The organism is Amycolatopsis sp. NPDC051371 (assembly GCF_040682155.1).
GTDB lineage: Bacteria > Actinomycetota > Actinomycetes > Mycobacteriales > Pseudonocardiaceae > Amycolatopsis.
Map to the genome: position 1 here is coordinate 53334 of NZ_JBFBAG010000055.1, position 19983 is coordinate 73316.

Here is a 19983-nt window from a genome sequence, read left to right on the forward strand (position 1 = left end):
CCCTCCGTCTCTCACCCACCCCGGATGGATCACGACAAAGGTAGGTTCGCCCGTGAACGCTCGCGCGCGCTGCGGGCAACTGGGGGCATGCAGGTGATCCACGAGGGATCGGAGATCTGGGGGCACGACCGCCCTGACCTGGGCGGAACCGAGCCCGGGCCGGCGTTCGGCCGTCTCTTCGACGCCCACGCTGCGGCGTTGCGCCGGTACCTGGCCCGGCGGGTCGGCGCCGAGCCGGCGAACGACCTCGTCGCCGAGACGTTCCTCGTCGCGTTGCGGCGCCGCGAGAGCTACCGGCCCGAGCTCGGCACCGCCCGGTCGTGGCTCTACGGCATCGCGACCAACCTGCTGCGCCACCACATCCGCTCCGAACTGCGCGGCCTGCAGGCCACCGCGCGGCTCGCCCGCACCGGCGACACCAGCCACGCGGGCCACGACGGCCGCGTCGCCGAGCAGGTCGACGCCCAGGTCCGCGCCGCCCAGCTCGCCGGCGCGCTGGCCAAGCTCAACCCCGCCGACCGCGACACGCTCCTGCTCGTGTCGTGGGCCGGGCTGGAACCGGCCGAGGTCGCGGAAGCGCTCGGCATCCCGCCGGGTACCGTCCGGTCCCGGCTGCACCGGATCAGACGCTGGCTCAGGACGAACGCCCCGGCTCAAGAGGAGGTGCAGGACCTTGCGTGAAGACAACGTCCGGAAGATCTGGTCCGACGCCGAACTCGACGCGGCGCTGTCGGACCTGCACGACGACGTCGACGAGGACGACGGGCTGGCCTTCGCCCGCGCGTCCCTGATGGCCGCGGCCGGTACCTCGGAGGCACCGCCGGCCGCTCCCCGCCGCGGGACCTGGCGGTGGATCGCGGTGGCCGCGGCCGTCGTCACGCTGGTGGGCGGGCTCGGAATCGTCGTTTCGCTGCGGCCGCCTGCCCCGGAGCCGGTCCGGCCCGCGGCGACCCTCGCCGACCTCGACCGCCCGCTCGAACCCGGCGAGTTCCACTACGCGCAGAAGCTCCAATGGCTGCCGGAGAGCCTCGAGGGCCACCCGGCCGACATCCAGCAGAAGGTCGAGCTGTGGATCCCCGCCGACCCCACCGGCATCTGGCACCGGCGCACGAAGTGGACCGGCGCCGTGACGGGGTTGTCGTCCGACGAACAGAAGAAGGTCCAGGTGAGTCAGACGCCCTTCGACGAGTACGGCCGGGGCGGCTGGTTCCCCGGGCCCCCCAACATGGGCGGGACGATGAAGCCGACCTGGAACACGCCGTTCCAGAACTGGCTGACGCCGGACGCGGCCTTCATCGCCTCGCTCACCCCCGACCGGGCGAAGCTGGCCAAGCGCCTGAACTTCGACACCATCAGCTTCCACGACAGCGGGAAGGTGCACACCGCCACGGAGGCGCTCGGCATGGTGCGAAGCGTGCTGGAGACGGGTCTGGTCCGGAAGGACGTCCGGTTCGGGTTGCGCGACGCGTTCGCCGAGATCGCCGGCGCGTTCGTGGTACCCGGGCACACCTCGGACGGCCGGCCCGCCACGGTCCTCGGCGCGAAGGACTCGGGTCAGCACGTCTTCCTCGACCCGGCAACGGCGCAGTTGCTGGCCTGGGACGCCCGCACCGTATTCGCGCCGACGCCCACCCGCAGCAGTGAAGTGGTCATGAGCAACAGCAGAAATCCGCCCGTTTCGAGCAGCGTCTCAGGTCCGCCGTCCACGACGACCACCAGGCCCGAGAGCCCGGTTCCGCCCCCTTCCGCGCTCGACCCGGAGACGTTGTACTCCTTCGCGATCACCCGGACGTCCGGGTGATCAGCGGGCGTGGCTGGCCGCGTTCAGCGCGTCCGCGACGTTCGCGACCTCCAAGACCCGGATCCCCGCCGGCGGCTTCCCGGAGTCCGGCGGCACCAGCGCGTGCGTGAACCCCAGCCGGGCCGCCTCCGCCAGGCGGCGGCTCACGCTCGGCACGCGGCGGATCTCGCCGGCCAGCCCCACTTCGCCCACAGACACCAGCCGCGGTGACAACGCGACGTCTTCGAACGACGACGTCAGGGCGAGCACCAGCGCCAGGTCGATCCCCGGCTCGGTGATCTTCATACCGCCGACCGTGGCCGTGTAGACGTCCTTGTCGCCGAGCTTCAGGCCGCCGCGCTTCTCCAGCACCGCCAGGACCATCGCCACCCGCGCGGAGTCGAGACCGCTGACCGCGCGGCGCGGCTGCGGTGCCGACGTCGACGAGACCAGCGCCTGGACCTCGCCCAGCAGTGGCCGCTTGCCTTCCATCGACACCGTGATCGCCGTACCCGGCACCGGCTCCGCCGTGTGGCTGATGAACAGCCCCGACGGGTCCGGCACCCCGACGATGCCTTCTTCCTGCAGCTCGAAGCAGCCGATCTCGTCGGACGCGCCGAACCGGTTCTTGATGCCGCGCAGCATCCGCAGCGTCGAGTGCTTGTCGCCCTCGAACTGCAGCACCACGTCCACCAGGTGTTCCAGCACGCGCGGGCCGGCCACCGAACCGTCCTTCGTGACGTGGCCCACCAGCACGACCGGCAGCCCGCGCTCCTTGGCGAGCGCGACGAGCCCGGACGTCACCGCGCGGACCTGCGTCACCCCGCCCGGTGAGCCCTCGACCTGCGGCGACGCCATCGTCTGCACGGAGTCGACGATCAGCATGCCCGGCTTGACGTCGTCGACGTGCCCGAGGATGGCCGAAAGATCGCTCTCGGCGGCCAGGTACATGAGGTCGTGGACGTTCCCCGTGCGTTCGGCGCGCAGCCGGACCTGGCCCGCGGACTCCTCGCCCGTCACGTACAGGGAACGGTCGACCGTCTTCGCCCATTGGTACGCGACTTCGAGCAGCAGAGTCGACTTGCCGACGCCCGGCTCACCCGCGAGCAGCACCACGGCGCCGGGCACCAGGCCGCCGCCCAGCACCCGATCGAGCTCCGAGACACCGGTGCGGCGAGCTCGAGCGGCTTCGACGTCGACCTCGCCGATCGGCCGCGCGGGCGCACTGGGTGCCCCGGCGGCGACGCGCTGGATGGCCGGCCTGGCCGGAGCCCCGCGTTCCTCGAGGGTGCCCCACTCCTGGCACTCCGGACACCGGCCCAGCCACTTGGCCGCTTCGTAGCCGCAGCTCGCGCAGCGGTAGGTGGTCCCTTTCTTCACCCCGCGAGGCTATCGGCGACCACCGACAAAACCGGGGACCTACTCCTTGACGTGCGCCGGAGCCGCGACGGGCAGCTCGACGGTGACCGGACCTGCGTTCTGGAAGACGAACGTCACCTTGATGGTCTGGCCCGGCCAGAGCGGCTTCTTCAGCGCGGCCAGCTTCACGGTGGCCTGACCGACCTTCTCGGGCGCGGTCGGCGTCGCGGCCGGACCGGACGACGGGACCTCGGAGGTCGGCGACGCCGTCAGGTGGCCCGGGCTGTTCGTCTCCGAACCGGTGGGGGTCGAGCTGGTGCCGGTCGACGACGGGGCCGTCGACGACGAGCCGGGCGCGCTCGGCGGTGTGGTCTGCACCTCATTGGTGGACTCGACGGCGTCGTCCGGGCCGATCACCAGGGAGTGCCCGGCGACGACGGTCTTCGAACCGCCGACGGTCGCCTGGGCGCCGTCCTCGGAAGTCACCGAGACGAGCGAGTCGTCCTGGGGGTCCAGGTTCACGATCGTCAGCGTCAGCGACGGGGTGGCGCCGACCGGGTAGCCGGGGCCGGACGTCGGGTACTGGACCGCGGCGTCACGCAGCACGATGTTCTTGACCTGCGCATGCGTACCGTTGACCGCGGCCTGCTGCGTGGCGGTCTGGGTGATCTGACCGGCCCCGCACCCGGCGAGCACGAGCGCAGCACCGATGACCAGCACACCCGCACCGAGCACGCGGCGATTCTGCAGCCTCACGACGCAGTCCTTCCCTCTTTCCACGGCCTACTACCCGCGAAGACTAGCCGGGGGCGATCTCCCGGGCAGAACCGGTGTGGGTTGCACCCAAGATCAACCGTCCACAAAGGATTTCCTCTGGCCCGGCGAAACCCGTCCCGGTCACCTGCATGAGCATGGGGGTCGGACGTTTGTCAACCCCCGCTCAGGCCGCTGACCTGCGAGGACGAGTCCGGCCCACTAGGTGGGCACTGGCGGACCGTGATAGGATGGGGTCAGCGAAAGGGGCAGAGGACACATGGTTTTCAAGGTCGGAGAGACCGTCGTCTACCCGCACCACGGTGCCGCACTCATCGAAGCCATCGAGACCCGCGTGATCAAGGGCGAGGAAAAGAAGTACCTCGTCCTCAAGGTCGCGCAAGGGGATCTCACGGTTCGCGTGCCCGCTGACAACGCCGAGATCGTAGGCGTACGCGATGTCGTCGGGCAAGAGGGACTGGACAAGGTCTTCGATGTGCTGCGTGCTCCGCACACCGAGGAACCAACGAACTGGTCTCGTCGGTACAAGGCCAACCTCGAGAAGCTCGCCTCCGGCGATGTGAACAAGGTGGCCGAAGTGGTGCGCGACCTCTGGCGGCGAGAGAAGGACCGCGGACTTTCAGCCGGCGAGAAGCGCATGCTGGCGAAGGCGCGGCAAATTCTGGTCAGCGAGCTCGCGCTCGCGGAGGGCACCGACGAGGACAAGGCTGAAGTCCTCCTCGACGAAGTTCTGGAAACCGCGACGGTCTGAGCCCAGGGCATTCGCCCGACGGGCGGGTGGGTGCCTCTACGATCGCGAACCGATGAACGTCGTCGTGATCGTGACCGTCGCACATCATGCCTCCGACGGAGAGCTCGCTCTCACGCCGGTCCATGGTGAGGCGCTACTCACGCACACCGTGCGGGGGCTGCTCGGAGTGCCGGAGATCGATCTGGTGCTCGTGGCGGCCCCCCAGCGGTGTGCGCAGTCATTTTCGGAGGCCCTCCGCGGCCTCCCGTGCCGGGTCGTCCCCGGCTCGCTCCGGCAGGCGTTCGCCGCCGTCGAGCCCGATCTTCCCCGTGACTCAGTTGTACTCCTCCACGACGCCCTGCGAGCCTTCATTCCTGCGGCAACCGTGCGTGATGTCATCAACGCGGTCGGTGACTCCCCCATTGTGGTGCCGGTGCTGCCGATGGCGGACACGGTGAAGATGACCGAGGCTTCGCTCATCGTCCGCACGGAGGATCGGACCCGGTTGCGCACGGCCCAGACCCCGATCGGCTACACGCTCGAGGCCTTCCGGTCGGCCGAACCCTGGGACGTCACCGGCGCGGCGACGGTGCCCGGGCACCCCGACGCGATGCGCGTCACGACCGATTTCGAACTGTCCCTGGCCGAGGCGATCGCGGCGGCACCGAAGAACGAGGAGACGCTGTGAGGATCGGCAACGGGGTCGACGTCCACCCGGTCGAAGCGGGCCGTGAGTGCTGGATGGCGGGCCTGCTGTGGCCGGGCGTGGACGGCTGCGCGGGCCACTCGGACGGCGACGTGGCAGCGCACGCGCTGTGCGACGCGCTGCTGTCGGCGGCGGGCTTGGGTGATCTCGGCGCGGTGTTCGGCACCGGCGATCCCCGGATGGACGGCGCTCACGGAGCGGACATGCTCGTGGAGGTCCGCGGGTTGATCGAGCGGGCGGGCTGGCGGATGGGGAACGCTTCGGTGCAGATCGTGGGCAACGCGCCACGCGTCGGGAAGCGGCGCGAGGAGGCGCAGAAGGTGCTGTCGGAGGCGGTGGGCGGTCCGGTGAGCGTGTCGGGGACGACGTCGGACGGCTTGGGGCTGACGGGCCGCGGCGAGGGCATCGCGGCCTTCGCGACGGCGCTGCTGCTGGCTCGCACGTAGTAGGCCGGCGCCGGTTCGGCGTGATATGGCCCTCACCCTCTCGGACGACGTCCGCGCGCTGATCGACGGCAAGAACTTCGCCACCGTCGCCACGATCGACCCCGACGGTGGGCCGCAGACCTCCGTCGTCTGGGTCGGCCTGGACGACGGCGATCTCGTCTTCAGCGCGACCGAGGACCGCCGGAAGGTCCGCAACCTGCGGCGCGACCCCCGCCTCGGCATCTCCATCACCGACGCCGCGAACCCGTACCGGCACACGCAGCTGCGCGGCACCGCCGAGATCACCCCCGATCCGGACAAGGCCCTCCCGAAAGCCCTCAGCCACAAGTACCTCGCCCAGGACCCGCCGCCGGAAGGCCCGGAGACCGAGCGCGTGATCGTCCGCCTGAAAGCCGAGAAGATCGCCGGGAACGTGAAATAGGGTCCAGACCATGGGTGTGACATTCAACGAGGCCACGAAGGCCCTGCTCGACGGCCGCAACTACCCGGTCGTCGCCACCACCAACGCCGACGGCTCGCCGCAGAGCTCCGTCGTCTGGGCGCGCCGGGACGGCGACACCGTGGTCTTCGTGACCGTCCAGGGCCGGCGCAAGGAACGCAACATCCGCCGTGACCCGCGCGTCTCGCTTTCCGTCTTCGACCTGGCCGATCCGGAGAACTACGTCGAGATCCGCGGCCGCGCCGAGGTCACCGTCGAAGGCGGCCGCGAGCTGAACGACGAGCTGGCCCGCAAGTACACCGGCACGGAGTTCCCGCCCGAGCCGCCGGAGGTCGTGCGCGTGCTCGTCCGCGTTGTTCCCGAACACATCACAGGGCATTCGGCCTGAGGATCCCGTTAGGCTGAATCCCATGACGATCAGGGCGGTGTTGTTCGACTTCTCCGGCACGCTCTTCCGGCTCGAGCAGGACGAGTCGTGGCTCGCCGAGCTGACCGACCACGAGGGCACGCGGCTCGACATCGAGGCGCAGGCCGAGCTGATGCGCCGGATGACCGCGCCGGTCGGGCAGGTCGTCGAGCTCGACGCCGAGCACCAGCACGCCTGGCACCACCGCGACCGCGACCCCGGGCTGCACCGGAAGGTCTACCTCGAGGTCCTCAAGAAGTCCGGCGTGCCGCACGCCGACCAGGCCGAAGCCCTCTACAACCGGCTCATCGATCCCAGCCAGTGGACGCCGTACCCGGACACCGAAGCCGCGCTGAAGGCCGCCGCCGAGCGCGGGCTCAAGGTCGGCGTGCTGAGCAACATCGCCTTCGACATCCGGCCGGCCTTCACCGCGCGCGGGTGGGACGCCTACGTCGACGAGTTCGTCCTGTCCTTCGAGGTCGGGGCCATCAAGCCGGAGCTGGAGATCTTCCGCAAGGCCGTGCAGTCGCTCGGCGTCCCGGCCACCGAGACGCTGATGGTCGGCGACAGCGAAGAGGCCGACGGCGGCGCCCGCGCGCTCGGCTGCGAGTTCGCGCTGGTCGACCCGCTGCCCACCGCCGAACGGCCGGACGCCCTGCTCACGGCGCTGCGCACGCACGGCGTCGGTTAGGGCCTGCGACGTCGCTCACGCCCACCCCGTACCCTTTCAGGGTGGCCCTTCACCTTTTCGACACAGCGACCCGGAGCGTGCGGGAGTTCCGACCCGTCCGTAGCGGAATGGCGTCGATCTACGTGTGTGGTGCCACCGTGCAGGGCGTGCCGCACATCGGGCACGTCCGCGGCGTCCTGAACTACGACGTCCTGCGCCGCTGGCTCGTCCACAGTGGACTGGACGTGCTGCTGGTCCGCAACGTCACGGACATCGACGACAAGATCCTCACCAAGGCGGCCGAGAACGACCGGCCGTGGTGGGAGTGGGGCGCGACGCACGAGCGCGCCTTCGAGGAGGCGTACGAGCAGCTCGGCTGCCTGCCGCCGTCGATCAACCCGCGCGCGACCGGGCACGTCACCCAGATGGTCGAGCTGATGGAGCGCCTCATCGAGAGCGGCCACGGCTACGTCGCGGACGGCGACGTCTACTTCTCGGTCAAGTCGTTCGACGAGTACGGCAAGCTGTCCGGCCAGGTGCTGGAGGACGTCCAGCAGGGCGAGACGCCGACACGCGGCAAGCGCGACCCGCGCGACTTCACCATGTGGAAGAGCGCGAAGCCGGGCGAGCCGTCGTGGCCGACGCCGTGGGGCCCCGGCCGGCCGGGCTGGCACCTGGAGTGCTCGGCGATGGCGACATCGTACCTCGGCGCGGAGTTCGACATCCACGGCGGCGGCATCGACCTGGTCTTCCCGCACCACGAGAACGAGCGCGCCCAGTCGAACGCGGCGGGCGACGCCTTCGCGCGGGTCTGGCTGCACAACGCCTGGGTGACCATGTCCGGCGAGAAGATGTCGAAGTCGCTCGGCAACACCGTGTCGATCCCGTCGATGCTGGAGCACTACCGGGCGCCCGAGCTGCGCTACTACCTGGTGCAGCCGCACTACCGGTCGACGATCGAGTACTCCGACGGCGCGCTGTCCGAAGCCGCGCAGGGCTACCGGCGGATCGAGACGTTCCTGCGTCGCGCCGCGCAGTCCGGCGAGGTCACGCTGGGCTCCATCCCGGCCGAGTTCGCCGCCGCGCTCGACGACGACCTGGCCACCCCGCAGGCGTTCGCCGTGGTTCACACCACGGTGCGGGACGGTAACGCCGCCCTCGACGCGGGCGACACCTCCAAGGCACTCGAATTCGCCGCGGCCGTCCGCGCGATGACCGACGTGCTCGGCCTCGACCCGCTGTCCGCGCGCTGGTCGGAGGCGGGCGGTTCCGGCTCGCCCACCAAGGACGCGCTGTCCCGGATCGTCGAAGGGCTGCTGGCCGAGCGCCAGCAGGCCCGCGCCGAGAAGGACTTCGCCCGTGCGGACGCCGCCCGTGACCGCCTCCAGCAGGCGGGCATCGTGGTGGAGGACACCCCCAACGGTCCTCAGTGGACAGTCAAGTCCGACTGATCCCGTTACAAAGCAAGGAAACTTTCACCATGGCAGGCAACTCGCGGCGCCAGGGCGCGATCCGCAAGACGGGCACCAAGAAGGGCGCCGTCGTCGGCTCGGGCGGTCAGCGCCGCAAGGCCCTCGAGGGCAAGGGCCCGACCCCGAAGGCGGAGGACCGCCCCGGGCACAAGGCCTACCGCTCGAACAACGCCGCGACCAAGCGCGACCAGGCCCGGCAGAAGAAGGCCGACAAGCCGGAGCTGATCGCCGGGCGCAACCCGGTGGTCGAGGCGCTGCGCGCGGGTGTCCCCGCGACCGCGCTGTACGTCGCGCTGAACATCGAGATCGACGACCGCGTGAACGACGCCGTCCGGCTGGCCGGCGACAAGGGCATCTCGATCCTGGAGATCCCGCGCGAGGAGCTGGACCGCAAGACGAACCGGGCCGTGCACCAGGGCCTGGGCCTGCAGGTCCCGCCGTTCGAGTACGCCCACCCGGACGACCTGATGGCGGCGGCGCGCAACTCCGGCGAGGTGCCGCTGTTCGTCGCGCTCGACGGCGTCACCGACCCGCGGAACCTGGGCGCGGTGATCCGCTCGGCGGCCGCGTTCGGCGCCCACGGCGTGCTGCTGCCCGAGCGGCGCAGCGCGGGCATGACGGCGGTGGCGTGGCGCACGAGCGCCGGGACGGCGGCCAAGCTGCCGATCGCGGTGGCGACCAACCTCACCCGCCAGCTCAAGGCGTGGGCGAACGACGGCCTGATGCTGGTGGGCCTGGACGCCGACGGTTCGGTGGAGATCGACGAGCTGAACCTGGCCGCCGACCCGCTCGTCATCGTGCTGGGCTCGGAGGGCCGCGGCCTGTCGCGTCTGGTGCGCGAGACGTGCGACGCGACGGTGTCGATCCCGATGGCGGCGGGCGTGGAGTCGCTGAACGCGTCGGTCGCGGCGGGTGTGCTGCTGGCCGAGGTGGCGCGGCGCCGCCGTCTCGCCGGTCGGGTCTGACACCACCACCCACTCGGGTTAAGGTCACCGTCGGATAAACCGAGGGGACCCGATGTCGTTCGTTTCGCCACTGTTCCTGTGGTATTTCATGCCGGCGGTGCTCATCGCCGTGCTGGTGTGCCCGCGGACGTGGCGAAACGGCATCGTCGCGGTCGGCAGCCTGCTGTTCTACACGATCGGCGCCGGGCCGTTCGTGTTCCTGCTGCTCGGCTGCATGGTCGTCAACTTCCTGGCCGGCCCGCTGCTGGCGCCGAACCCGTTCGACCTCGACGGCGGACGGCGGCGCAAGATCCTCATCGCGGTGGTGGCGCTCGACGTCACGGTGCTGGTGATCTGGAAGTACGCCGGGTTCGCGACGCAGCAGATCGCGGCTGTCGCACACTGGTTCGGCGGCAGCGTGCCGGTGGCGAGCCTGGTCGTGCCGATCGGCATCTCGTTCTACACGTTCCACCACATTTCGTACGTGGTCGACATCTACCGCGGCGAGCGGCAGGCGCTGCGGAACCCGGTGTCGTTCGCCGCGTACATCGCGATGTTCCCGCAGCTGGTGGCCGGCCCGATCGTGCGGTACCGCGAGATCGCCGACCAGCTGCCGCAGCTGCGTTCCCACCGCCTCGACGACCTCGCGGCGGGCTTCCCCCGGTTCGCGCTGGGCCTGTGCAAGAAGACGATCATCGCCGACTCGCTGAGCCCGCTGGTCGAGGCGTGCTTCAAGGTGCCACCCGACCAGATGACGTTCGCCACGGCGTGGCTCGGCGCGATCGGCTACACACTCCAGCTGTTCTTCGACTTCTCGGGCTACTCGGACATGGCGATCGGCCTCGGCCGCATGCTGGGCTTCCGCCTCCCGGAGAACTTCGCGCGCCCGTACTCGTCGGTGACGATCACGGAGTTCTGGCGCCGCTGGCACATGAGCCTGTCCCGCTGGTTCCGCGACTACGTGTACATCCCCTTGGGCGGCAACAGGAACGGCGCGGCGCACACCTACCGCAACTTGTGCATAGTGTTCGTCCTGACGGGTTTCTGGCACGGCGCGCAGTGGACGTTCCTGGTGTGGGGCTGCTACCACGGAGCGCTCCTGGTGATCGAGCGCCGCTTCGCCCTCGACCTGGACCCGGCGGTGCGCTGGAAGAGGTACCTGCGCCGCGCGCTGACGATGCTCCTGGTGGTGTTCGGCTGGGTGTTCTTCCGCTCGGCGGACCTGGGCAACGCGCTGTCGATGATCGGCCACATGCTGATCCCCAACTTCGACGGCCTGGGCGCGAGCGTCAAGGAGGCGTTCACGAACCAGCGGTTGGTGCTGCTCCTGGCGGCACTGGCGGTATTCCTGCTCCCGGCCCACCCGGTGACGGGGCCGCTGCTGGAGTCGTCCCGCAGCAGGCCGGCAACGGCGCTGCGCATCGGCGTGATGACGGTAGGCCTGGTGTACGCGGCGATCCTGATCGCAACAGGAACGTTCAGCCCGTTCTTGTACTACCAGTTCTAAAGCTTCGGCAGACAGCGCGGCCCAAGCCAGCCCTCGCCCACACCACCCCACCGAACCACACCGGGTCGCATCAACCCTCGCCGACATGATCAGCGACAATCGCCGTATGAGCGAGCTGGCCCAGACGCCCGGCGTGATCCCGTACGTCGACCACCACACCGGCCCCCGCAGGCTGCTCGCGATCGATATCCCCCACCTCGGCCACACCGTCCGCGCGTACGCCCCGATCGCCGGCATCGACGGCCGCCAGTACATCGTCTCGTGGGGTTCCGTCTCCTTCGAGGTCCCCGCCGATCGCAACGTCCACGTGAGCGTCCACCTCCAGACCAACAGCGGCCGCGACTACACGATCACGCCCTTCGCCTCGACCGTCCTGCCCCCGCACCCCGCGCCGATCCGGCTGGTCGCCCAGTTCGTACCCAGCCAGGGCCCCGAAGGCGCGCTCGTCCCCGTCGGCTGATGCTCGCGACGCGGTATCTCTTCCTCACCCGCCACGGGGAAGCGGCACCCACCGGCGAACTCACCGACGCCGGGCGGCAGCAGGCCGTCCTGCTCGGGCGGCGGCTGCGCGAGGTCCCCGTCACCGCCGTCCACCACGGCCCCCTCCCACGCGCCTCGCAGACCGCCGCGCTCCTCGCCACCCAGCTCCCCGGCGTTCCCATCTACGTCGACGAAGCGGCCGACGACTTCGTCCCCTACACGCCGATGCGCGAGGAACTGCCCGAGACCTCCGGCGATCTCCTGCACGCCTTCGCGCGGCAACTCCCGCCCGCCGACGAAGAACGGGCCGCCGAGGCCGAGCGGCGGTTCACCGGACCCGTGCCGGGCGCCGAGACGCGCTACGAAGTGCTCGTCACACACAACTTCCTCGCCGGTTGGCTCGCGCGCGCCTCGCAGGACGCGCCGCCGTGGCGGTGGCTCGCCCTCGACCACGCCAACGCCGCGCTCACCGTGATCCGCTACTCGCCGGGGCGCCCGGCCGCGCTGCTGACGTACAACGACGTCGGTCACCTGCCCGCGGAATTGCGCTGGACCGGCTCTTCGCCCGAGTTTTACCTTCCGTGACCGGCGAACGCGGAGCGTCGCGGCCCCGAAAAGGATGCTCGCCCGAATGGCCGAGCCTGTCAGGATGGGCGGATGAGTCCCGCTCCGTCGCCCACGTCCGATCGGCTGAGTGACTACCTCGCCGCCGATGCCGTCGTCGATCACGGACACCCGTCGATCCGCGCCCGGGCCGAGGCACTGGCGCCCGCGAGCGAAGATCCCGTCGTGCGCGCGAAAGCCGCGTTCCTCTTCGTCCGGGACGAAGTCGAGCACGTGATCGACGCACGCGATCCGCGTGTCACCTGGCGGGCGTCGGACGTCCTGCGCGAGCGCGTCGGAATCTGCTACGCGAAGGCGCACTTGCTCGCCGCTTTGCTGCGGGCGCAAGGGATCCCGGCCGGGTTCTGCTACCAGGAGCTCTCCGCGCTGCACGGGCTGAATGCCGTGTACCTGCACGGCAGGTGGTCACGCCTGGACGCGCGCGGCAACCGTACGGGTGCCGGCGGGGAGTTTTCGCTCGACACGGAAAAACTGGCCTGGCCGGTGGACCCCGCGCGCGGCGAACGCGATCATCCGGAGATCCACCCGGCACCCGCACCCGTCGTCGTGGATTTCCTGATCACGGCCGAACCCGGGCCGGACTGGTACGAAAAGGGTCTGCCGGCCACCCTTTGAGCCGGGTTTTCCGCGATTTTCGGAAAACTCGGCAACCTGGTTAATTATTGCCGAGAGTGACGTCCGTCCGTCATCCTTGTCCCCCGAATCTCTTATTTCGCGCGTCCCGTCAGGCGCGTAAAGTGACTCCCCGCGCTCGAACAGACACTTTACGCATTCGTCCGTTCGGGTGGTTCGAGGGAGGTGAAGCAAGTGGCCGCGGATGGCGGATCCCGCCGCCGTACCCCACTGCAGGAGATCTTCTGGACCAGGACGAGCTTGCTCCTCACGGTGCTCGTCGTCGTCGCCGGCCTCAGCTTGTGGCTCGCCGGCCTGATGGACCCCGGCACCGGGAAGAACCTGGTGACGTCGCTGGGCACCGGCACCCTGATCTCCGCGATCGTGGGATTCGGCAGCACGCTGATCACCGCCAGCGCTTCGCAGAAAGCGCTGGTGACCCCGGTGATCGAAGAAAGCCGGCGCGCGCTGGAGGACCTGAGCTCCGAATACCGCGCGCTGAACAAGGAGTTCTTCCCCACCGATGTGTTCGAGGCGACCACCGACCCCGATCCCGCGTTCAACCGAGCGCTGATGGCCGACCTGAACGCGACCCGGCAGTACTTCTTCCGCGGCTTCTCCGGGCGGCACGCCGCCGCCCGCCTGTTGCTTTCCCGCACGGAACGCGAACTCCGGGCCGTCATCGCCGATCCGCGTGACGCCAGCGCGATCAGCGGGCGCGCTCGCTACCTGCTGCGCCGCGAAGCCGGCGACGTCGACTCCGAACAGATCCAGACCCGGCTCGACGAAGAGATCCGGATCGGGCTCGTCGGCCTCTTCCTGGCGCGCAGCCGCTGCGCGCAGGTCGACATCACCGTGGTCGCGGACCCGCCGCTGGACCGGCTGGAACTGTTCGACGACAGCGTGTGGGTGTCGCTCTACAGCGACGTCCGCGGCGCCACGAAGCTGTACCCGCGGACCCTGCGGTTCACCGAAGGTTCCTTCCTCTACAACATGGAACGCGCCGAGTTCGTGCGCGTCTCGCAGTCCCGGACCGGCCGCCACTTCCGCATCACGTCCGCCACCATGCGGACGGACTTCCTGGCCCTGTTCGAAAAGATCACCGGATCACCCCTGTCCGAGGAGCAGTTCCGTGAGCTGGAAGGCAAGTTCCACGCCTTCCGCGCGGAGTTCTCCGAAGTCGCCGAGCTAGGGAGCTGACCTTGCTCACCCGCCTGTCCCCCCTGTCCGAACTGACCACGCGCCTGCGTTCGGCCGAGTTCCCGCTCGCCACCGGCTGGCGCGCGGTCGACGGCTGGTTCCGGCCGTGGGCCGCCCGGCCCGGCCTGCGTGACGAGCTGCGCGAACAACTCCGCACGTTGAGCACGGCGCAGGCCGCGAACATGCTGCGCTCGTCCCGGGAAACGACCACGCACTTCGCGTGGTGCCTGCTCGATTCGCCGTCCGACCCGTTCTCCTTCTGGCTGCACGAATACAAGGCGCAGGACGACTGGCGGGAGGGGTACGCGGATTCCGTGCACAACCACAGGTACCACTTCTGCACCACCATTCTCCGTGGCAACTACGTCCACGAAAGATACGAGACGATGATCGACGCGAGCACCGGGCTGATCGCGTCCGCGCGGCGGCGCAGAAGGACGTTGTGCCAGGCCGGCTCCTGCGCTCGCATGCTGGCCGACGAATTCCACCGCATCCCCGAAGCGGCCGACGGCACGATGACGTTCCTCGTGAAATCACGCCCGGTGAGCAGTTTCAGTCTTTCTTTCGACCCCGCCACGGGAATCGGCCATCGTCACGTTCCGGTAGAGAGCCGATTGGGGGAATTGGCCGACCGCATCTAGCTACACACCGGCGTCAACGGCGCTTACCATTACTCCACCCGTCTGAACACCACGGCCGGGATCGGAGAGGTGTATGCGCACGCAGGAAAGCACGATCGACCATGTGACCATCGACGCCGTCGAAAACCGGGTTCACCGGCTATGCCGCCGCTATGCCGAACGGTTGCCGTTCCACGGCTGGCACCACGTGAGCTTCGTCCGCGCGAAGGCGGCCGGTTTCGCCCAGCACAACGGGGCGGACCGCGCCGTCGTCGAGGTCGCGGCACTGGTGCACGACGTCAACTACCTGGTGCTCCGCGACTCGCCCGCGGCGGCGGGCCGGAGCCTGCGGCTGGAGATCCTCGCGGAGTGCGGGGTCGCACCGCGGGTGGCGCGCTGGATCGACGAGATCATCGACGAGGCCGAAATGGCCACCCGCGGCCGCGACATTTCGCTGGAGGCGCAGGCGCTGAGCGACGCGGACACGCTGTTCAAGGCGCTGCCGGTGACGCCGGTGGTGCTCGCGCACCGGTACCTGCGCGAGAACGGGCTGAGCCTGCGCGAGCTGGCGCACAAGATCGTCGGCGAGCAGTGCGACGTCCACGACGAGGGTTACTACTTCTACAACCCCGACGCGGCGGCGACGTACTCGCGCTGGGCGATGGCGAACCTCCAGCTGTGGCAGTGCATCAAGGAGGCGGTCGACGACCCGACAGTGGCGGAGCTGCTGGACGCGGTCCACGCCGTCGACGCGCTGGCGTCCTAGTTCTGCCCGTTCTGGCCGTAGCCCCGCAGCCGGTCGACGACGTTGGCCACCTCGGGTGGCGGCAGCAGGCTCGGCCGGCCGGCGCTCTGCGCGAGCAGCCACACCCGGCACGCCCACTCGAGCTGCTGGGCCCGGTGGTAGGCGGCTTCGAGGCCGTCGCCGTAGGTGAGGGTGCCGTGGTTGGCCATCAGGCAGCCGCGGCGCCCCTCCAGAGCTTCGAGGACGGCCGCAGCGAGCTCGGGAGTGCCGTAGGTGGCGTAGCGCGCGACACGCACCGAGGGGCCGATCGTGGCGAGGATGTAGTGGATCGGCGGCACCTCGCGCACGAGGGTCGACACGGCGGTGGCGTGCGGCGAGTGCGTGTGGACGACGGCGGTGACGGGCTCGCGGTCGGGATCCCGCACGTCCCAGTACACGGACAGGTGCATCGGCAGCTCACTGGTCGGCTTGAGCGAGCCGTCGACGACCTGTCCGCCGAGGTCGACGACGGCGACGTCGGCCGGGTTCATGCTCGAGTACGGGACGCCGGTCGGGGTGACGGCGACGAGATCCCCGGCCCGCAGGGAGACGTTCCCGGAGGTGCCGACGACCAGGCCGTCCCCGACCATCCGGCGCGCGTAGGCGCAGACGGCGGCCCGCTCGGTCTCGAGGATCATGCAGGGGTCCCGTCTCGTGGGTGATCAAGCAGCTGCCCTGCAGACTGCCAGCCACCCACGAGCTTCGGCCACCTACCCGGCCGGGGGATTCGTGCGGGTTTCAAAAATGGCCCGGCGCCTCTCGAGGATCCGAGAGGCGCCGGCGTCTTGAGGGGAAGGGTCAGGCCTTCGCGGGAGCAGCGGGAGGTGCGGCCGGTGCCTTCGCAGCCGGCGCCGGAGTCGGCTTTCGGTCCCCGTTCGCAGCCGCGGGCGCCTCTTCGACCGGTGCCAGCAACCGCATGGCCTCCTGGACCGCCACATCCGTCGCCGCGATCCGCTCGGCGACCTTCGACCGCAGATCCAGAGCCAGCTTCCGGTTCTGGTCGGCCGTGGCCTGCTGGGACTTCGCCGAGGCCAGCGCCGCCTCGGTCTCCTGCTTCTTCCGCGCGTTCTCCTCGTCGAACGCCTTCTTCCGCGCGGCCAGCTCCTCCGCGGCGACCCGGTCCGCCTCCGCGCGAGCCTCCGCCGCCGCGGCCTCGGCCTTCGCGTCCGCTTCCTTGCGCGACCGCTCGGCCGCCGCGGCCAGCTCGACCCTCTTCGCGCCCGCCGCCGCGTTCAGCTTCTCGATCTCGCCCTTCGCCTCGGACCGCAGGCGCGCGCGCTCCTCTTCCGCGTCCTTCGCCAGCTTGTCGGCCGTGCGGCGGGTCTCGTGCGCGTACTTGTCGGCCTGGTCGCGGGTCGATGCCGCGTCCGCTTCCGCCGCCGAGCGGAGGTCGGCGATCTCCTCCTCGGCCAGCTGCATCATCATCCGGACGCGCTCGGCCATGGCGCCGGCGCCGGACGGGCTCGAGCTCATCCTGGCCAGGGCGGCCTTCGTCTCGGCCAGCTCCTTCTGCGCGTACGCGAGGGCCTTGGAAAGGTCCGACGACGTCGCGACGGCTTCGTCGCGGCTGCGGGAGGTCTCGCGGAACTCCTTGGCCAGCTCGGCGAGGCGTTCGTCGACCTGGCGCTGGTTGTAGCCGCGGACACCCACGGCGAACTGGGCGGTCTTCGGGGCGGAGTGGGGCTTCTCGGGCGCGACCATCGGGCCACCTTAATGAGCTGGGGTCCGTGCGCAAGTACCGCCAAACGGATGCATCACGAATTCGGGAACCCCCGGTAACGCATGGCATTCCGACCTCGGTTGACCAGCGGCTGCCACGAGGTGGGTGAACTCCAGGTGCTGCTCCTGCCGCACTGACGTCAGGCCGATAGCGTGCGCGCGTGGACTTCGGCACGCACTGGCAGGTGTACGTCACCATGCCGTTCATCGCGGCGCTGATCGGCTACGTCACCAAGCGCGTCGCCATCGAGATGATGTTCCGGCCGCTCGAGTTCACCGGGATCAAGCCGTTCCTCGGCTGGCAGGGTGTCCTGCCGGCGAACGCCGAGCGCATGGCGGCGACGGCGACCGAGATGCTGACGACCAACCTCGTCGACCCCAAGGAGATCTTCTCCCGGCTGGACCCCGAGCAGGTCGCGAAGGAGATCGAGCAGCCGCTGCTGCGGGTCGTCGAGGACGTCACCCGCGAGGTGATGGAGACCTACCAGCCGCGGCTGTGGGAGGTGCTGCCGAACGGCGCGCAGCAGCTGCTGCTCAAGCGCGTGCAGGCCGAGGCACCGAAGGCGATCACCAAGATCATGCGGGAGATCGCCGACAACATCGAGGACGTCCTCGACCTCCAGCACATGGTCGTGACGAACCTCGTCCGCGACAAGGCGCTGCTCAACCGGCTGATCCGCGACATCTCCCGGCCCGAGATGCGGTTCATCGCCCGCTCGGGCATCTGGTTCGGGTTCATCCTCGGCTGCGTGCAGCTCGTGGTGTGGGCGCTGACGAAGTCGCCGGTCGTGCTGCCGGTGTTCGGCCTGCTCATCGGCTGGTTCACCGACTGGCTCGCCCTCAAGATGATCTTCCTGCCGCGCGAGCCCCGCCGGTTCCTCGGCGTCTACACCTGGCAGGGCATCTTCCAGAAGCGCCGTGACCAGGTGGCCGCCGACTACGGCGACATGATCGCGCGCGAGATCATCACCATCCCGAACCTCCTGGAAGCGGTGCTGCGCGGGCCGAAGTCCGACCGGCTCTTCGCGATGATCACCCGCGAGGTGCAGAAGACGATCGACGCGCAGGCCAGCGTCGTCAAGCCGTTCGTCGCCATCGCCGTCGGGACGAGGAAGTTCCAGGAGATGAAGCAGACAGCGGCGGCGAAGGCCGCGGAGCGCGTCCCGGAGACGATCCGGTACGCCGAGAACTACGCGATCAACGCCCTCGACGTGCGCAACACGATCGTCGACCGGATGAAGAAGCTGAGCGCGCTGGAGTTCGAGCAGCTGCTGCGGCCGGCGTTCCGCCAGGACGAGTGGAAGCTCATCGCGGTCGGCGCCGTGATCGGCGGGCTCGTGGGCGAGTTGCAGGTGCTCGCCCTGCTCGGGTAGCCGGTACGGTTTCGATCTCGGGTGTGCGAGGGAGGTCGGGTGGACGCTGTCCTGCACGACCTCGCCCTGCACTGGCCGCTGTACACGGCGATGCCGTTCATCGCGGCCCTGATCGGGTACGTCACCAAGCGCGTCGCCATCGAGATGATGTTCCGGCCCCTGGACTTCATCGGGATCCCGCCGCTGCTCGGCTGGCAGGGCGTCGTCCCGAAGCACGGCGGGCGGATGGCGGCGGTGGCGACCGAGCTGCTGACGGCGAACCTGCTCGACCTCCGCGAGGTGTTCGGCCGGATCGACCCGGTGATCATCACGAGCGAGCTGGAGCAGCCACTGCTGCGCGCGGTCGACCACATCGCGCGCGAGGTGCTCGCCGAGCACCACCCGCGGCTGTGGGAGGTCATGCCGACGCTGGCCCAAGAAATGCTGATCAAGCAGGTCCAGGCGTCGGCGCCGCGGCTGGTCCGGGAGTTCCTCGACGACGTCCGCGAGAACCTCGACGAGGTCCTGGACGTCCAGCACATGACGGTCCAGCGCCTGACGCGCGACACGGCGCTGCTGGTGCGGCTGATCCGCGAGACGTCCCGCCCGGAGATGGCGTTCATCGCGCGGATGGGCATCTACTTCGGCTTCGGGCTGGGCCTGGTGCAGACGATCGTGTGGGCGTTCACGCGCGAGCCGTGGGTGCTCCCGGCGTTCGGCGGCGTGATCGGGCTGTGCACGGACTGGCTGGCGATCAAGCTGATCTTCGTCCCGCGCGAGCCGGTCCGCGTGGGCCGGGTGATCTTCCAGGGCAAGTTCCAGCGCCGGCGCGCGGAGGTGGCGCGGCAGTACGGCGAGCTGATCGCGACCGAGGTCCTGACGGTCCAGAACCTGCTCGACGCGGTCCTGCGCGGCCCGCGGGCCGACCGGCTCGCGGCGTTGGTGGAGAACCTCGTTTCGGAAACGGTCGACGCGCAGATGCCCCTGGCCTGGACGGTGGGCGGCACGCGGCTGCGGGAGATGAAGCACGCGGCGGCCCGGAAGGCGCTGGAGCAGCTGCCCGACACGGCCCGGTACGCCGAGGGCTACCTGACCGAGGCGATGGACGTCGCGAAGATGATCGAACAGCGGATGCTGGCCTTGACGCCGTTGGAGTTCGAGGGGTTGCTGCGGCCGGCGTTCCGGCAGGACGAGTGGAAGCTGATCGCCGTCGGCGGGGTGATCGGGTTCGTGGTCGGGGAGCTGCAGGTCCTGCTGATGCTGGGTTAGCAGCGCCCCAATGTGGCGTTGGTTGCGTCAGACGCACCCAATGTGGCGTTGTGGGGGGGGTGAGACCCGCAAGACCAAACAGAATTTGGA

Annotated in this window: 23 protein-coding genes; 19 read left to right on the plus strand and 4 right to left on the minus strand. The window is 69.7% G+C overall.

All coding sequences use genetic code 11. From position 1 onward, the window contains the following. The first annotated feature begins 87 nt into the window (after positions 1–87). Both AB0M59_RS44650 and AB0M59_RS44655 read left to right on the plus strand, forming a co-directional pair. Entirely contained in the window at positions 88–681 is a 594-nt protein-coding gene (locus tag AB0M59_RS44650) for a sigma-70 family RNA polymerase sigma factor (protein WP_364627907.1), read from the plus strand. Next, positions 674–1801 (plus strand): hypothetical protein, encoded by a 1128-nt coding sequence (locus AB0M59_RS44655; RefSeq protein ID WP_364627865.1) that lies wholly within the window; start codon positions 674–676, stop codon positions 1799–1801. Before AB0M59_RS44650 ends, AB0M59_RS44655 begins: the two co-directional genes overlap by 8 nt. Here AB0M59_RS44655 and radA read toward each other — a convergent pair whose 3' ends face one another. Together radA and AB0M59_RS44665 are read right to left on the minus strand one after the other, a co-directional pair. Continuing rightward, positions 1802–3160: a DNA repair protein RadA gene (radA, locus tag AB0M59_RS44660; RefSeq protein WP_364627867.1), complete on the minus strand. Its 1359-nt coding sequence runs from the start codon at positions 3158–3160 to the stop codon at positions 1802–1804. 39 nt (positions 3161–3199) lie between these two features. Then, positions 3200–3895 (minus strand): hypothetical protein, encoded by a 696-nt coding sequence (locus AB0M59_RS44665; protein ID WP_364627869.1) that lies wholly within the window; start codon positions 3893–3895, stop codon positions 3200–3202. A gap of 277 nt (positions 3896–4172) precedes the next feature. Between AB0M59_RS44665 and AB0M59_RS44670 the strand changes: the two genes are divergently transcribed. The 15 genes from AB0M59_RS44670 to AB0M59_RS44740 all read left to right on the plus strand — a co-directional run bounded on the left by AB0M59_RS44670 (position 4173) and on the right by AB0M59_RS44740 (position 15535). Beyond that, positions 4173–4664, plus strand: coding sequence for a CarD family transcriptional regulator (locus tag AB0M59_RS44670; RefSeq protein ID WP_004559016.1), 492 nt, complete (start codon positions 4173–4175; stop codon positions 4662–4664). A gap of 52 nt (positions 4665–4716) precedes the next feature. Further along, entirely contained in the window at positions 4717–5331 is a 615-nt protein-coding gene (locus tag AB0M59_RS44675) for a 2-C-methyl-D-erythritol 4-phosphate cytidylyltransferase (protein ID WP_364627871.1), read from the plus strand. After that, complete coding sequence (gene ispF, locus AB0M59_RS44680; RefSeq protein WP_364627873.1) at positions 5328–5795, plus strand: 2-C-methyl-D-erythritol 2,4-cyclodiphosphate synthase; 468 nt, start codon at positions 5328–5330, stop codon at positions 5793–5795. Before AB0M59_RS44675 ends, ispF begins: the two co-directional genes overlap by 4 nt. A 25-nt stretch (positions 5796–5820) precedes the next feature. After that, a complete protein-coding gene (locus AB0M59_RS44685; RefSeq protein WP_364627875.1) occupies positions 5821–6216 on the plus strand; it encodes a PPOX class F420-dependent oxidoreductase in 396 nt (131 codons plus the stop codon). Between the two features lie 10 nt (positions 6217–6226). After that, positions 6227–6622: a PPOX class F420-dependent oxidoreductase gene (locus AB0M59_RS44690; protein ID WP_364627877.1), complete on the plus strand. Its 396-nt coding sequence runs from the start codon at positions 6227–6229 to the stop codon at positions 6620–6622. A 22-nt stretch (positions 6623–6644) separates the two neighbouring features. Beyond that, on the plus strand, positions 6645–7331 hold the full coding sequence (locus AB0M59_RS44695) for an HAD family hydrolase (protein ID WP_364627879.1): 687 nt from the start codon (positions 6645–6647) through the stop codon (positions 7329–7331). A gap of 41 nt (positions 7332–7372) precedes the next feature. Beyond that, a complete protein-coding gene (cysS, locus tag AB0M59_RS44700; RefSeq protein ID WP_364627881.1) occupies positions 7373–8761 on the plus strand; it encodes a cysteine--tRNA ligase in 1389 nt (462 codons plus the stop codon). A 29-nt stretch (positions 8762–8790) separates the two neighbouring features. Further along, positions 8791–9747: a 23S rRNA (guanosine(2251)-2'-O)-methyltransferase RlmB gene (gene rlmB, locus AB0M59_RS44705; protein WP_364627882.1), complete on the plus strand. Its 957-nt coding sequence runs from the start codon at positions 8791–8793 to the stop codon at positions 9745–9747. Between the two features lie 52 nt (positions 9748–9799). Next, the gene (locus AB0M59_RS44710) at positions 9800–11233 is read left to right on the plus strand and encodes an MBOAT family protein (protein ID WP_364627884.1); all 1434 of its coding nucleotides are present in this window, start codon (positions 9800–9802) and stop codon (positions 11231–11233) included. A 106-nt stretch (positions 11234–11339) separates the two neighbouring features. After that, a complete protein-coding gene (locus tag AB0M59_RS44715) occupies positions 11340–11693 on the plus strand; it encodes a hypothetical protein (RefSeq protein ID WP_364627886.1) in 354 nt (117 codons plus the stop codon). After that, positions 11693–12298 (plus strand): histidine phosphatase family protein, encoded by a 606-nt coding sequence (locus AB0M59_RS44720; RefSeq protein ID WP_364627888.1) that lies wholly within the window; start codon positions 11693–11695, stop codon positions 12296–12298. The genes AB0M59_RS44715 and AB0M59_RS44720 overlap by 1 nt, the downstream gene beginning before the upstream one ends. A 72-nt stretch (positions 12299–12370) precedes the next feature. Beyond that, complete coding sequence (locus tag AB0M59_RS44725) at positions 12371–12952, plus strand: transglutaminase family protein (RefSeq protein WP_364627890.1); 582 nt, start codon at positions 12371–12373, stop codon at positions 12950–12952. A gap of 183 nt (positions 12953–13135) precedes the next feature. Then, complete coding sequence (locus AB0M59_RS44730; protein ID WP_364627891.1) at positions 13136–14149, plus strand: hypothetical protein; 1014 nt, start codon at positions 13136–13138, stop codon at positions 14147–14149. 2 nt (positions 14150–14151) lie between these two features. Beyond that, positions 14152–14790 (plus strand): hypothetical protein, encoded by a 639-nt coding sequence (locus tag AB0M59_RS44735; protein ID WP_364627893.1) that lies wholly within the window; start codon positions 14152–14154, stop codon positions 14788–14790. A 73-nt stretch (positions 14791–14863) separates the two neighbouring features. Further along, the gene (locus AB0M59_RS44740; protein WP_364627895.1) at positions 14864–15535 is read left to right on the plus strand and encodes an HD domain-containing protein; all 672 of its coding nucleotides are present in this window, start codon (positions 14864–14866) and stop codon (positions 15533–15535) included. Here the strand turns inward: AB0M59_RS44740 and AB0M59_RS44745 are convergent. Then, complete coding sequence (locus AB0M59_RS44745) at positions 15532–16191, minus strand: class II aldolase/adducin family protein (protein WP_364627897.1); 660 nt, start codon at positions 16189–16191, stop codon at positions 15532–15534. The two genes, AB0M59_RS44740 and AB0M59_RS44745, sit on opposite strands and share 4 nt — an antisense overlap. 160 nt (positions 16192–16351) lie before the next feature. Beyond that, positions 16352–17254, minus strand: coding sequence for a hypothetical protein (locus AB0M59_RS44750; protein WP_364627899.1), 903 nt, complete (start codon positions 17252–17254; stop codon positions 16352–16354). Between the two features lie 215 nt (positions 17255–17469). Between AB0M59_RS44750 and AB0M59_RS44755 the strand changes: the two genes are divergently transcribed. Further along, positions 17470–18645, plus strand: a complete 1176-nt coding sequence (locus AB0M59_RS44755; protein ID WP_364627909.1) for a DUF445 family protein — start codon at positions 17470–17472, stop codon at positions 18643–18645. Positions 18646–18684: 39 nt separating this feature from the next. Continuing rightward, complete coding sequence (locus AB0M59_RS44760) at positions 18685–19893, plus strand: DUF445 domain-containing protein (protein WP_364627901.1); 1209 nt, start codon at positions 18685–18687, stop codon at positions 19891–19893. Positions 19894–19983: the final 90 nt, after the last annotated feature.